General features: G+C 71.5%; 13 protein-coding genes. 5 read left to right on the top strand and 8 right to left on the bottom strand.

What is annotated here, in order from left to right:
* Positions 1-36 precede the first annotated feature (36 nt).
* Together G6035_RS13825 and corA are read left to right on the top strand one after the other, a co-directional pair.
* Positions 37-507, top strand: a complete 471-nt coding sequence (locus G6035_RS13825) for an Lrp/AsnC family transcriptional regulator (RefSeq protein WP_176617681.1) — start codon at positions 37-39, stop codon at positions 505-507.
* Positions 508-569: 62 nt separating this feature from the next.
* Complete coding sequence (corA, locus tag G6035_RS13830; RefSeq protein ID WP_176617682.1) at positions 570-1,565, top strand: magnesium/cobalt transporter CorA; 996 nt, start codon at positions 570-572, stop codon at positions 1,563-1,565.
* Here corA and bioD read toward each other — a convergent pair.
* From bioD to bioB, 5 genes are read right to left on the bottom strand one after another with little or no spacing between them, the layout of a single operon-like run.
* Positions 1,543-2,268 (bottom strand): dethiobiotin synthase, encoded by a 726-nt coding sequence (gene bioD, locus G6035_RS13835; RefSeq protein ID WP_176617683.1) that lies wholly within the window; start codon positions 2,266-2,268, stop codon positions 1,543-1,545. The two genes, corA and bioD, sit on opposite strands and share 23 nt — an antisense overlap.
* On the bottom strand, positions 2,265-3,401 hold the full coding sequence (locus G6035_RS13840) for a cytochrome P450 (protein ID WP_176617684.1): 1,137 nt from the start codon (positions 3,399-3,401) through the stop codon (positions 2,265-2,267). The genes bioD and G6035_RS13840 overlap by 4 nt, the downstream gene beginning before the upstream one ends.
* On the bottom strand, positions 3,398-4,525 hold the full coding sequence (locus tag G6035_RS13845) for an aminotransferase class I/II-fold pyridoxal phosphate-dependent enzyme (protein ID WP_256127987.1): 1,128 nt from the start codon (positions 4,523-4,525) through the stop codon (positions 3,398-3,400). The genes G6035_RS13840 and G6035_RS13845 overlap by 4 nt, the downstream gene beginning before the upstream one ends.
* Complete coding sequence (locus tag G6035_RS13850) at positions 4,525-5,883, bottom strand: adenosylmethionine--8-amino-7-oxononanoate transaminase (protein ID WP_176617685.1); 1,359 nt, start codon at positions 5,881-5,883, stop codon at positions 4,525-4,527. Before G6035_RS13850 ends, G6035_RS13845 begins: the two co-directional genes overlap by 1 nt.
* The gene (gene bioB, locus G6035_RS13855) at positions 5,876-6,973 is read right to left on the bottom strand and encodes a biotin synthase BioB (protein WP_176617686.1); all 1,098 of its coding nucleotides are present in this window, start codon (positions 6,971-6,973) and stop codon (positions 5,876-5,878) included. The genes G6035_RS13850 and bioB overlap by 8 nt, the downstream gene beginning before the upstream one ends.
* A gap of 211 nt (positions 6,974-7,184) precedes the next feature.
* On the opposite strand from bioB, the gene G6035_RS13860 reads away from it, so the two are divergent.
* Entirely contained in the window at positions 7,185-7,790 is a 606-nt protein-coding gene (locus G6035_RS13860) for a TetR family transcriptional regulator (RefSeq protein ID WP_176617687.1), read from the top strand.
* Here the strand turns inward: G6035_RS13860 and G6035_RS13865 are convergent.
* Positions 7,732-9,012, bottom strand: coding sequence for an ATP-binding protein (locus G6035_RS13865; protein WP_176617688.1), 1,281 nt, complete (start codon positions 9,010-9,012; stop codon positions 7,732-7,734). The two genes, G6035_RS13860 and G6035_RS13865, sit on opposite strands and share 59 nt — an antisense overlap.
* 129 nt (positions 9,013-9,141) lie before the next feature.
* Positions 9,142-10,551, bottom strand: coding sequence for an MFS transporter (locus G6035_RS13870; protein WP_371131017.1), 1,410 nt, complete (start codon positions 10,549-10,551; stop codon positions 9,142-9,144).
* 228 nt (positions 10,552-10,779) lie between these two features.
* On the opposite strand from G6035_RS13870, the gene G6035_RS13875 reads away from it, so the two are divergent.
* Both G6035_RS13875 and G6035_RS13880 read left to right on the top strand, forming a co-directional pair.
* Positions 10,780-11,409 carry a malonic semialdehyde reductase gene (locus G6035_RS13875; protein ID WP_256884276.1) on the top strand — a complete coding sequence of 210 codons (630 nt, stop codon included), beginning with the start codon at positions 10,780-10,782 and terminating at the stop codon, positions 11,407-11,409.
* Positions 11,410-11,486: 77 nt separating this feature from the next.
* Positions 11,487-12,479: a malate dehydrogenase gene (locus G6035_RS13880; protein WP_176617689.1), complete on the top strand. Its 993-nt coding sequence runs from the start codon at positions 11,487-11,489 to the stop codon at positions 12,477-12,479.
* On the opposite strand, the gene G6035_RS13885 is transcribed toward G6035_RS13880, so the two are convergent.
* On the bottom strand, positions 12,476-12,730 hold the full coding sequence (locus tag G6035_RS13885) for a PLDc N-terminal domain-containing protein (RefSeq protein ID WP_256127988.1): 255 nt from the start codon (positions 12,728-12,730) through the stop codon (positions 12,476-12,478). The two genes, G6035_RS13880 and G6035_RS13885, sit on opposite strands and share 4 nt — an antisense overlap.
* Between the last annotated feature and the right edge of the window lie 101 nt (positions 12,731-12,831).

Here is a 12,831-nt window from a genome sequence, read left to right on the forward strand (position 1 = left end):
AAGAATTCCCGTCAAGACGATCCCGGAGTGAGCCGCATGAGCATTTTGGACCCCCTCGACGTGCGCCTGCTCCTTGCCTTGGTCGAGGACCCCCGGGCCCAGATCGGCGAGCTGGCCGAATCCCTCGGCGTGGCCCGCAACACCGTGCAGTCGCACCTGCGCCGCCTCTCCCGCAGCGGCGCCCTTCGGCAGGGCGGGCGTGAGGTGGACCTGGCGGCGGTCGGCTACGACGTGGTCGCCTTCATCACCATCGAGGTCACCCACCGGGACCTCGACGGCGTCATCGCGGCCATGCGCGCGGTGCCCCAGGTCCTGGAGGTGTACGAGATCTCCGGCCGCGGCGACGTGTGGTGCCGGCTGGCCGCCCGCGACGTCCACCACCTCCAGGGCGCCCTGCGCCAATTGCTGCGGATCCGGGGCGTGGTGCGCACCGAGACCTCCCTGGCGCTCCACGAACACATCCCCTACCGTCTGGAGCCGCTGCTGGAGGGCATGGGCCGCGGCTGACGCCACGCCGGGCCACGCCCGCGGAAGCCGGGCAGCCGCCGTCGTGCGTCCATAATGGGCAGGTGACCATCATTGACAACGGCGTGTACGTGGACGGGGTCCGCGTCGCCACCCCGCAGGGCCTGGACCAAACCTACGAGGCCATGGCCGCCTGCGGCGGCATGGCCTGGATCGGCCTGTTCCGCCCCGATGCCGCGGAAATGGCCTCCCTGGCCGATGAGTTCCAGCTCCACGAGCTGGCCGTCGAAGACGCCATCAAGGCACACCAGCGGCCCAAGATGGAGAGATACGACGACGTCCTGTTCACCGTCCTGCGCCCCGCACGCTACCTGGATGCGGAGGAAGCCGTCGAGTTTGGCGAGCTGCACATCTTTACGGGCAAGAACTTCGTCATCACCATCCGGCACGCCGAAACCCGCAGCCTGGCCTCCACCCGGCACCGCATGGAGGCCGACCCGCAGCTGCTCGCCCAGGGCCCCGAGGCCGTCCTGTACGCCATCCTTGACCAGGTGGTGGACGACTACCTGCCGGTGGCGGCCGGGCTGGAAAACGACATTGACGAGATCGAGGACCAGCTCTTTGCCGGTGACCCCAACGTCTCCCGGCGGATTTACCAGCTGTCCCGGGAGGTCATCCACTTCCAGCGCGCCATCCACCCCCTGCCCGACACGCTGGGCCGGCTCAAGGGCGGCTTTGAGAAGTACGGGGTCGACGTGGAGCTGCAGCGCTACCTGCGCGACGTTGAGGACCATGTGGAATCGTTGACGGCCAAGGCCGATTCGTTCCGGCAGCTGCTGCAAAATGCGCTCACCGTGGACGGCACCCTGACCGCCAACCGCCAGAACGAGGCGAGCGCCGCCCAAAACGAGCAGGTCAAGAAGATCTCCTCCTGGGCGGCCATCTTCTTCGCCCCGACCTTCGTGGCCGGTGTGTACGGGATGAACTTCCACAACATGCCGGAGCTGGCCTGGCCGTGGGGCTACCCGTACGCCATCGGCCTCATGTTGCTCATTGGCGCCGTCATGTACGTGGTATTCAAGAAGAAGACCTGGCTGTAGCACCCGGTCCGGGCCCGGCCGGCAGGCGCAGCCACCGCGGCGCCCGTTCCTGAAAGGTGTGCGGCGCCAGGCCGGCCGCCCCGGCCGGCAGTGCGCCCAGGTACGGGGTGGCCAGCTGGCGGAAATAGCTGCGGTTGTCCTCCTCAAGGTCCGACGGCGTGCGCGGCCAGGAGCCGACCACCAGGCCGGCGGCCGGCAGGCCGCGGCGCTCCAGCGCCTCCAGCGTCAACAGCGTGTGGTTCAGCGTGCCCAGGCCGCTGCGGCAGACCACCACGGTGCTGCACCGGAAGGCCCGTCCCGCCGCCACCGCCAGCTCCGCGAGGGTGTTGCCGTTGGCGTCCAGCTCCACGAGCAGTCCGCCGGCGCCTTCGACCAGGACGTGGTCGAACGCGCCGGCCAGGCCGGCGATCCGGTCCACGTGCTGGGCCAGCGCGGGCAGCCCCCGGCCCTCGCGGACGGCGGCGGCCACCGGCGCCATGGGATCCCGCAGGCGGATGCCCTCGTGGACGGCCCTGACACCGCTGAGCCTTGACACTTCGGCCATGTCGCCGGCACCGTCCGGGGCCACCCCTGTTTGCGTCGGCTTGTAGACGGCAACGGTTGCCCCGACGGCACGGTGGGCGGCGGCGAGGGCGGCCGTCGTGACGGTCTTGCCGACGTCGGTGTCCGTGCCCGTGACAAACGTGATGGCAGCTGGTTTCACGGTTCTCCCTGGGTGGCGGTGACGGTGAGCGGGGCCTGGAACGACAGCAGCCGCAGCCACTGCGGCGGCGGCCCGGCCAGGCGCAGTCCGGGCAGGGCCGCGGCGGTCTCCTCCACAACCAGTGCGGTTTCCAGTTCCGCCAGCCGGGCCCCGAGACAGCGGTGCAGGCCGTGGCCAAAGGCCAGCGAATAGGCGGTGGGCCCTGCCCCGGCGGGGTGGTGCCCGCTGAGTTCGAGCAGGATTTCCGCCCCCGCCGGGAGGCTGGCGCCGCCCAGCGTGGTGTCGACGACGGCGGCCCGCCGCCAGGTGTGGACGGAGGACTCTGCGGCGAGGACGCGGCGGACGTGGGCCTGCGCCCGCCCGGGTTCGGCGAGTCCGGCCCAGCCGCCCGGGCCCGGGCCCGGGGTGCCGGTGCCGGCGGACTCGGTGCCGGCGGACTCGGTGCCGGCGGACTCGGTGCCGGCGGACTCAAGGCCGCGGTACAGTGCGGTGCTGATCAGCAGGGAGGTGGTCTCCTGTCCGGCAATGACCAGAAAATACCCCAGCGAGCACACCTCCGGCTGTGTCAGCCCGGCGGCGTCCAGCACCCCGAACAGGGAGGCCGTGCCGCGGGCGGCCGCCGCCTCGCCCCGGAGCCAGCCATAAAATTCGGCGGCGCTGCGCGCCAGGACCTGCTGCCGCTCCGGGTCCGGCCAGCCCCAGAACAGTTCCAGCGAGTCCCGGCTCCAGCGATTGAGGAGGCCCGGTTCCGGGATCGGCTGGCCCGTGAGCCCGGCCATGATGAGCGGCGGGATGTGGCGGGCCACGGCGTCGGCCAGGTCCACGGGCCCGTGCCGGAGGCCGGCCGCCGCCGCGTCCAGCCGCTGCCGGGCGAGCTCGCGCACCCGCGGCGCAACGGCGGCCACCTTGGCGGGCGTGAAAAACCGGCCAACCATGGTCCGCACCGCACGGTGCCGCTCCCCCGTGGCGGAGGCCAGCACGGGCGGCAGCGCAAAGCGGGCCTTGCTGAGGATGCGCAGGGTGGCCGGCGCCAGGGGCACCACGGAGGTCAGGGCGTTGGTGGGGGCAAAGTCCTCCGTGCGCCGCATGACCTCCCGCACCTGGGCAGGGTCCCCGACCACCGTGAACGTCATGCCGCACCCACTGCCCGGGCCACGGCGCCGGCAGCCCGGTCCAGTTCCGCGGCACCAAGGTTGGCCCGGGCCGTGAGGCGCAGCCGGGACACGCCGTCGGGCACGCTGGGCGGTCGGAAGCAGCCCACGGCCACGCCGGCGGCACGCAGCCCGGCAGCCAGCGAGGCTGCGCGCTCGGCCGACCCCACGGCGATGGACTGCACCGCGCCGGCCGCAGGGTCCGTCCCGCACCGCCGGGCCAGCAGCGAGGCGTTGTCCAGCATGCGCCGGGCCAGGGCGGGCTCGGCCAGCACGATCCGGGCCGCCTCGGCCGCCGCCGCTGCTGCAGCCGGGGCCAGGGCGGTGTCGAAGATGAAGGTCCGGGCCGTGTTGGCCAGGTGCTCCCGAAGCAAATGCGGGCCCAGGACGGCGCCGCCCTGCGAACCGAGCGCCTTGGACAGCGTCACGGTGACGGCCACGTGCGCCGCCCCCGCAAGCCCGGCGGCGTGGACGGCCCCGCGCCCGGCACCGGCCACCCCGATCCCGTGCGCCTCGTCCACCAGCAGCAGCGCATCGTATTCGGCGCACAGGGCTGCCATGTCCGCGAGCGGCGCGGCGTCCCCCAGCACTGAATAAATGGATTCAAGCACGACGACGGCGCGCGGCTGGGTGCGCCCGGCCAGTGCCGCCCGGATCCCGTCCGTGTCCTGGTGCGCCACGGCGACCGACGGCGAGCGCGAGAGCCTGATGCCGTCAAGCAGCGAGGCGTGCACGTGGGCGTCGTGGACCATGAGCGTCCCGGGTCCGCCCAAGGCCGCGACCACGCCTAGATTGGCGGTGTAGCCGCTGGAAAAGGCCAGGGCGGCTTCCTGGCCGGTGAGCAGGCACAGCTGCCGTTCCAGGTCCAGGTGGGCGGCCGTGGTGCCGCACACCACGCGGGATGCGCGGGCGCCGGCGCCGTGCAGGGCCAGCGCCGCGGTGGCAGCCGCGACCACGCGCGGGTCCGAGGACAGCCCCAGGTAGTCGTTGGAGGCCAGGTCGACGAGGCCGTGCTGCAGCCCCACGGTGCGGACCAGCCCGCGGCGTTTCCGGACGGCCGCGCGGGCGGCCAGCCATTCGTCCATGGCTGTTGCCGTGGGGGCCATCAGCCGTGCACCTCTCTGATGGCGGCAGTGATGCCTGCGCCGATTTCGGCCACGTCGGCAGGGGTGCTGGTGTAGGGCGGCATGGTGTAGACGAGGTTGCGGAAGGGCCGCACCCACACGCCGTGCCCCAGGGCCGCGCGCGTCACGGCCGGCACGTTGACCGGCCCGGAAAGTTCGACGACGCCCACGGCACCCAGGACGCGCACCTCCCGGACCGCGCCGAGCGATGCCGCCGGCTTCAGGGCGTCCTGCAGGCCGCGCCTGATCCCCCGCACCCGGTCCTCCCAGCCGGAGGCGGCCAGCAGGTCCAGCGAGGCACAGGCCACGGCGCAGGCCAGCGGGTTGCCCATGAACGTGGGCCCGTGCAGCAGGGCGCGCAGCGGCGAGCCCGTGATGGCACGGGCAACCCCGGCCGAGCACAGCGTTGCCGCGAGCGTCAGGTAGCCGCCCGTCAGGGCCTTGCCGACGCACATGATGTCCGGGACCACGCCCGCCCAGTCGGAGGCAAACAGCTTGCCGGTCCGGCCGAGGCCGGTGGCGATCTCATCGCAAATGAGCAGCAGCCCGTTGTCACTGGCCACGCGCCGCATGGCGGCCAGCGCACCGGGAGCGTAGGCGTGCATGCCGCCGGCGCCCTGCAGCACCGGTTCAACAATGATGGCCGCCAGCTCGTCTCGGTGGCGGGCCACCGTGTCCTCAAGCGTGCCCACCCACTTGGCGAGTGCTTCGGCGTCGGCCAGCAGTTCGCCGCCAACCAGCCGGGCGGCGGGCGGGCGGGGCAGGAAGAGCTGTTCGGCGATGAGGGACGGAAAGGCCGCGTGCATGCCGTCCACGGGATCGCACACTCCCATCGCGGCGAAGGTGTCCCCGTGGTATCCGCCGCGCAGCGCCAGAAACCGCGTCCGCCGGGGACGGCCGCGGCCCAGCTGGCACTGCACGGCCAGCTTCAGTGCCACCTCCACGGAGACCGAGCCGGAGTCGGCCAGGAACACGTGGTCCAGGCCGTCCGGCGTCATCGCCACCAGCCGTTCGGCCAGCTCCACGGCGGGCCCGTGGGTCAGGCCACCAAACATCACATGGCTGAAGCGGCCCGCCTGGTCCAGCAGCGCCCGGTCCAGCACGGGGTTGCGGTAGCCGTGTATGGCGGACCACCAGGAGCTCATGGCGTCCACGGCGTCGAACGGTGTGCCGTCGGCCGCGCCCAGGGTCAACCGGGTCCCGGACGCGCCAAGGACGGCGTAGGGTGCGTCCCCGTCCAGCGGCGCGTAGGGGTGCCAGAGCAGGCCGCGGTCCCGGGCAATGAGCCCGCAGGCCGGTGCTGCGGCGCCCGCGCGGACTGCGCCGGCAGCCTCAGGCATTGGGCGCCACGGCCGTTCCCGCCCCGCGGCGGCGGATGGTGGCGGGGGCACCCGGGGTGGTGCCGGCGTCGTTCGTGCCCCGGATCGCAGTGGCGGGCTGGCCGGCAGGGCCCTTGCCCAGGACCACGAAGCCGTTGTCGGCGATCATGTCCAGGTCGGCCCGGCCTTCCTGGCCCTCGCTGGTGAGGTAGTCGCCAAGGAACAGGGAGTTGGCCACGTGCAGGGCGAGTGGTTGGAGAGAGCGCAGGTGCATCTCGCGCCCGCCGGCCATGCGCAGCTCGGTGGCGGGGCAGGCGAAGCGGACCATGGCGAGGATGCGCAGGCACTGGCCGGGGGTGAGCAGCCAGGTCCCTTCCAGCGGGGTGCCGTCAAAGGGCATCAGGAAATTGACCGGGATCGATTCGCTGCCCAGGGAGCGGAGGGCGAAGACGGCGTCGACGAGGTCGTTGTTGCTCTCCCCCATGCCGGCGATCAGCCCCGAGCAGGGTGAGAGTCCGGCACCCTTGGCGTGCTCCACCGTCTGCACCCGTTCGGTGAAGGTGTGTGTGGAGCAGATGTCGGCGTAGTTGCTTTCGCTCGTGTTGAGGTTGTGGTTGTATGCGTCCACGCCCGCGTCCTTGAGGCGCTCGGCCTGGCCGCCCTTCAGGATGCCCAGGCAGGCGCAGACCTCCACGTCCGGGTGTTCCCCCTTGAGCCCGGTGACCATGCCGGCCACGCGGTCCACGTCGCGGTCGCTCGGGCCCCGGCCGCTGGCCACCAGGCACACCCGTGAGGCACCGGCGCGGATGCCGGTGGCCGCCTGGGCCGCCGCCTCCTCCGGGCTGAGCCAGCTGTACTTCAGGATCTGGGCGGCCGAGCCCAGCCGCTGGGAACAGTAGCTGCAGTCCTCCGGGCACAGGCCGGACTTCAGGTTGACGAGGTAATTTACCTTGACCGTGTTGGCGAAGTGGGCCCTGCGGAGGCGGGCGGCCGCGGCCACCACCTCCAGCAGCTGCGCATCGGTGGATTCAAGGACGGCGAGTGCTTCGTCGCGGCCCAGGGTGGCGCCGGCGAGCTGCCGGTCGGCGAGGTCGTGAAAATAATTGAACACCGTTCAAGTTTGTGCCGGGCGAGGCCCTCTGTCAAGGGCGCGCGCTGCGCGCCTGCTGCCGCTTGTGCGGCGCACGGGGTCCAATGGACCGCAGGCGCTGCGGGGATGGGGGAAGATGGAGGGACGCGCCGCCCTGGCGCGGAGGCGGCACGGGGCAGCACCCGGACCGCCCGCCGAACAGCACCCCGGACTGTTGGAAAGGAGCGCGCCCATGCCGCTGACACGTGAGGCCATCGTGGATGCCGCGATGGGAATCCTGCGCGAATACGGCCTCGCCGACCTCTCCATGCGCCGCCTGGCCCGCGACCTGGACGTCCAGCCGGGGGCGCTCTACTGGCACGTAAAAAACAAGCAGGAACTCCTCACGGTCCTGGCCGGCCTGATCCTGGCGCCCGTGGACGGCCGTGCGGCAGCCACGGCGCGGGACCTTGCCCTGGCCGTCCGCGAAGCATTGTTGTCCGTGCGCGACGGCGCCGAGGTGGTGGCCCTGGCCCACGCCCTGAAACCTGATTCACCTCCGCCGCTGCTGGGCTTTGGCGCGCTCCTGGCCGGCCAGGGCCTGCCCGCACCGGTGGCGGAGGGTGCCGGCCGCGCGCTGGTGCACTACGTCCTGGGCTCGGCCATGGAGGAGCAGACGCGCGCCGGATTCTCCCGGGCCGGCCTGCTCGACGCCGTGGACGCGCCGGATGGCTCCAGCGCCGGGGAGGTCTTTGTGCTGGGCCTAGAGCTGTTTTTGGCCGGTGTCCCCGGCCTGGCGGCTACGTCCGCGCCAGCGCCTCAATGTCCTCCAGAAAGTCCTGGGCCACGGCGTCGCTGACGGTGGCCCGGGTGTCCGCAATCGTCTCCAGGTAGTCGGCCGTGACGGGCCCGCCCGCCGGGGCGCCGCCGTCGTACACCGCCTTTTCCAGGGCCCGCTGGGAGGCGCTGCGGGCAGCAAATTCGATGTCCGCCGGGGAGAACCCCGCGCTGGCCGCAACCAGCCCGGCCACGTCCACCCGTTCCAGCGCGGCCGCAGGGATGAAGCGCGTCCACAGGGCGGTGCGGGCGCCGGCGTCGGGCAGGCCGATGGGGATGACGTAGTCGAAGCGGCCGTGGCGCAGGAACGCCGAGTCCAGCGAGCGGATGAAGTTCGTGGCGCACACCAGCAGCCGGCCGGGCTGGTCGCGGAAGGCCGGGATGATCTTCAGCAGCTCGTTGGTGACGCCCTGCATGGGCGACGGCGGCTCGCCGGAGCGCTGCGCGGCGATCTCCTCGACCTCGTCAATGAACACCACGGCGTGCTCCAGCTCGGCAATGTCCAGGAACGTCTGCCGCAGTGCGCCGGCCAGCCCGCCCGGCTCCCCCGCCAGCCGCGAGGGGAAAACCTCCACAAACGGCCACTCGAGCCGCGACGCGATGGCCTTGGCGAACGTGGTCTTGCCCGTGCCGGGAGGGCCGAACAGCACCACGGCGCGTGGCGGCACCACCCCGTACTCCTCGGCCAGTTCCGGCTCGGCCAGCGGCAGCACCAGCCTGCGCTCCAGCAGTTCCTTCTCCGCCGACATGCCCGCCACCCGGTCCCAGAGGTCGCGCGGGAGGACCCGGCCACCCAGTTCCTCCAACGCCCCCAGCTCCGCACGCTGGACGGGGATGCGGCGTTCAAAGTAGCGCAGGTTTTTCTTCACCACGAAGCCGCGGTTGGAAAACGCCTCCACGCGGGTCTCGGTTTCCGGCATCAACGCGGAGAGCTTGTTCAGCCCGTGCGCCGCCATGCGGTTTTCGACGGCGGCCAGCAGCGAGGTGCCGATCCCCCGGCCCCGGAAGGCCGGCAGGGTGGACAGGAACACGATCCACCCCTGGTCGTGTGCCGCACGGGCCACGGCGGCGCCCACCAGCTGCTCGCCGTGGACCGCCACCACGGCGTGGTCCTTTTCGCAGGACGCCAGCACCTCGGAGAGGTCGTAGACGGGCTCCACGCCGTTGGCCTTCAGCGACTGCCACAGGGCCAGGACCCCCTCCACGTCCTGCGGGTGAAAGTCACGAATCGTCCACGTTGTCATGCTCCGACGCTCCCTTGCGTTGTGCGGACCGGCCGGCAAAAACCGGTGCCAGCATCATGGCACACCGCCGCTCAGGCGCCGTAATGTGTCGCCTTCCGCGGTGGCCAGGGCCGGCGCGCCACAGCGCGGCTACCGCGTCCGCACCACTTCACCGGCCGAGCGGTGCATGAGCAGCGCTTCCGCCACGGGGTAGAGCATCATGACGGCAAGGACGGCAAACGTCCACTGGAAGCCGGCCACCGGTGCGGCGCCTGCCAGCAGCACGTCGGCGGCCCGCAGGATCAGGGCCCCCACGGCCACGCCCAGTCCGGTGGCAACCTGGGCGATGGTCGAGGACAGCGTGTTGGCCCCGGACATCCGGGCCTTGGGCACGTCCGCGAACTGCAGCGTGTTGTAGGCGCTGAAGCCGATGGAGCGCAGCACGCCGCTGGCAAACAGCACCGCCGCGACCACGGCCAGCGGCGTCCCCGGCCGCAGCAGCGCGCACGCGCCCAGCACCGCGGCACCGCCGCCGTTGCTGAGCAGGAGCACAGTGCGGAATCCAAACCGCCGGATCAGCGGCGAGGTGGCCGGCTTGACCAGCACGTTCCCGGCAAACACGGCCATGGTCATCAGCCCGGCCCCAAACGCGGTCCAGCCAAAGCCGACCATGAACATCAGCGGCAGCAAAAACGGCACGGCGTTGATGACCAGCCGGTACAACGCCCCGCCGCCGTTTCCCACCCGGAAGGTGGGGATCCGCAGCGCCCGCAGGTCCAGCAGCGGATGCCGGGACCGCTTGAACCACCACAGCGCGGCCGCCCCGCCGGCCAGGGCCAGCAGCAGCCACAGTGCGACGCCGGCCCACGGGGTGGGCGCCGACCCCACCAGTTCCAGCCCGATCACCAGGGCGGCCAGCGCCACGCCGCACAGCACAAAGCCCAGCCAGTCCGGCGGCGGCACCTTGTGTGCGCGGAGGTCAGGCACCACCCGCAGGGCCACGATGAAGGCGATGGCACCCAGCGGGACGTTGATCAGGAAGATCCAGTGCCAGCTGGCATAGGTGGTCAACAGCCCGCCCAGCGCGGGGGCGATCACGGGCGCCACGAGGGCCGGCCACGTCAGGTAGGCGATCGCCTCGAGGAATTCCTTCCTGTCGGCGTCCCGCAGCACCACCAGCCGGCCCACCGGCACCATCATCGCCCCTCCCATGCCCTGCAGCATCCGGGCGGCACAGAGGGCGGTGAGGCTGGGGCTGAGCGCGCACAGCAGGGACGCGACGGCAAAGACGGCGATGGCCGCCGTAAACACCTTCCGGGCGCCGAAGCGTTCGGCCAGCCAGCCGCTGATGGGGATGCCCACCGCCAGGGTGATCAGGTAGCTGGTCATGGCCAGGTTGATGTCCACGGGGCGCACGTGCAGGTCCGCGGCCATGCCGGCGGCGGCCGTGGCAATGATGGTGCCGTCAAGGATCTCCATGAAGTAGGTCCCGGCGACCAAGAGCGCCAGGGCGCGGCTGAAGGAGCTCGTGCCGGCCGACGTCGTACTGGTGATTCCCACCGCACAAGCCTAGCGGCCGAGGGGCCCCCCGCGAGCGGAGCGAGCGGCGGGGAGGGCGCGACGGCGCTACCGGGCAAGCGGCCCCGCACGGTCTGCGGTGCCAGCACCCCGAAGCCGGCCGGCCCCAAGGGACGTGAGGCAACTCACGTCCCCCTCGGGAAACAATTGCGTGCCTTTTGACGCTGAGAAGGTACGGAACCACAACCCCCGAAACAGAAAGCTGGGCCCGTGAGCGTTGACATCGCATCGGAAATCAATCTGCAGGATGAGCTGATCTTGGACGCGGGCGCCGCGGCGGCCCTGTTCCTGGAGGCCCGCACGGCCAACAGCTGGGCCGAGGATGAAATCCCCGCCGAAACGCTCGAAGCCGTCTACGCGCTGACCCGCATGGCGCCGACTGCGATGAACATCCAGCCGCTGCGCGTGCTGTGGGTGCGTTCGGCCGAGGCCCGTGAGCGGCTGGTTGCCCACATGGCCGACGGCAACAAGGCCAAGACCCTGACGGCACCCGTGGTGGCCGTGCTCAGCTACGACACCGACTGGCACGAACTCCTGCCCACCACGGCCCCGCACGCCGCCGGCATGGTGCCCACCTTCGCCGCCAACGACGCCCTGCGCCAGGGCATGGCCGCCAACAACGCGCACATCCAGGCCGGCTTCTTCATCGTGGCCGCCCGCGCTGCAGGGCTGGCCGCCGGCCCCATGACCGGCTTTGACGCTGCCGGCGTCGATGCCGAATTCAATGAAGGCTCCTCACGCAAGGCCTTCATGGTGGTCAACCTGGGCAAGCCGAACGGCATGGTGGACCGTGCCCGCCTGCACCGCCTGGAGTTCGACGCCGCCACCGCCACCGTCTGACGCCCGGGACCCGGGGGCCGGGTCGGAGCCGCTTCCGTGCCCTGCCCGTCCCGGCGGCCCCGGACTACACTGGCCGCATGGACACCCTTTCAGCCCCCGTCACGGTCACCGTCACCGGCGCTGCCGGCCAGATCGGCTACGCACTCCTGTTCCGCATCGCCTCCGGCGCCATGCTGGGTCCGAACGTGCCGGTGAAGCTGAGGCTGCTGGAGATCCCCGCCGCCGTCAAGGCCGCCGAGGGCACGGTGCTGGAATTGCTCGATTGCGCGTTTCCGCTGGTGGCCGGACTGGACGTCTTTGACGACCCCGCCAAGGCGTTCGACGGCGCCGGCATCGGCCTGCTGGTGGGCGCCAGGCCGCGCGGGCCGGGCATGGAGCGGGCCGACCTCCTCTCCGCCAACGGAGGCATCTTCTCCGTCCAGGGCCGGGCCATCAACGACGGCGCTGCGGACGGCTTCCGGGCGGTGGTGGTGGGGAACCCGGCCAACACCAATGCGCTGATCGCGGCATCGCACGCCCCGAACGTCCCGGCGTCGAGTTTCACCGCCATGACACGGCTGGACCACGACCGTGCCGTGGCCCAGCTCGCCGCCAAGACCGGTTCGGGGGTGGGCGGCATCCGCAGGCTGGCCGTCTGGGGCAACCACTCGGCGTCCCAGTACCCGGACATCACCCACGCCACCGTGGACGGGGTGCCGGCCGTCGACCTGGTGGACCGGACGTGGATCGCGGACGAGTTCATCCCCCGCGTGGCCCGGCGCGGGGCCGAGGTCATCGCCGCCCGCGGCGCGTCGTCCGCGGCATCGGCCGCCAACGCCGCCATCCGGCACATGCGCCTGTGGGTGCAGGGGACCCCGGACGGCGACTGGACCAGCATGGCCGTGCCGTCCGACGGCTCCTACGGCGTGCCCGAGGGACTGGTCAGCTCCTTCCCCGTCACCACCTCCGGCGGGGACTACAGCATTGTGCAGGGGCTGGAGGTCGACGCTTTCTCACGGTCCCGGATCGAGGCCAGCGTGGCGGAACTGGCCGGCGAGCGCGACGCCGTGCGGGGCCTGGGCCTGATCTAGCGTCCGGGCTGCTTCCTGCGGCCCTTGGCAAAGTAGGCGATGGGCCCGGCAAAATTAATGAACGACGCCGCCACCCAGGCGGCCTTGGGGCCGTTGACTTGCTGCCGCGTGCGTCCGGAAAGGTCGCGCAGCGCCGCGAGCTGCAGGGCCAGCTGCAGCACCCCGGCCACCACGATGGCGCGCTTCCTGCCCCGGCTGAGGTCCTTCCACTGCTGCCTGGCTGCCATGTCCCGCTCCTTCACTGCCTTCATTTAGACACTGCCTTCATTTAGACACTGCCTTTATTTGAACACTGCCTTCATTTAGACACTGCCTTCATTTAGACACTGCCTTCATTTAGACACTGCCTTCA

The organism is Arthrobacter sp. SDTb3-6 (genome assembly GCF_013376095.1).
In the GTDB taxonomy this organism is placed as follows: Bacteria; Actinomycetota; Actinomycetes; order Actinomycetales; family Micrococcaceae; genus Specibacter.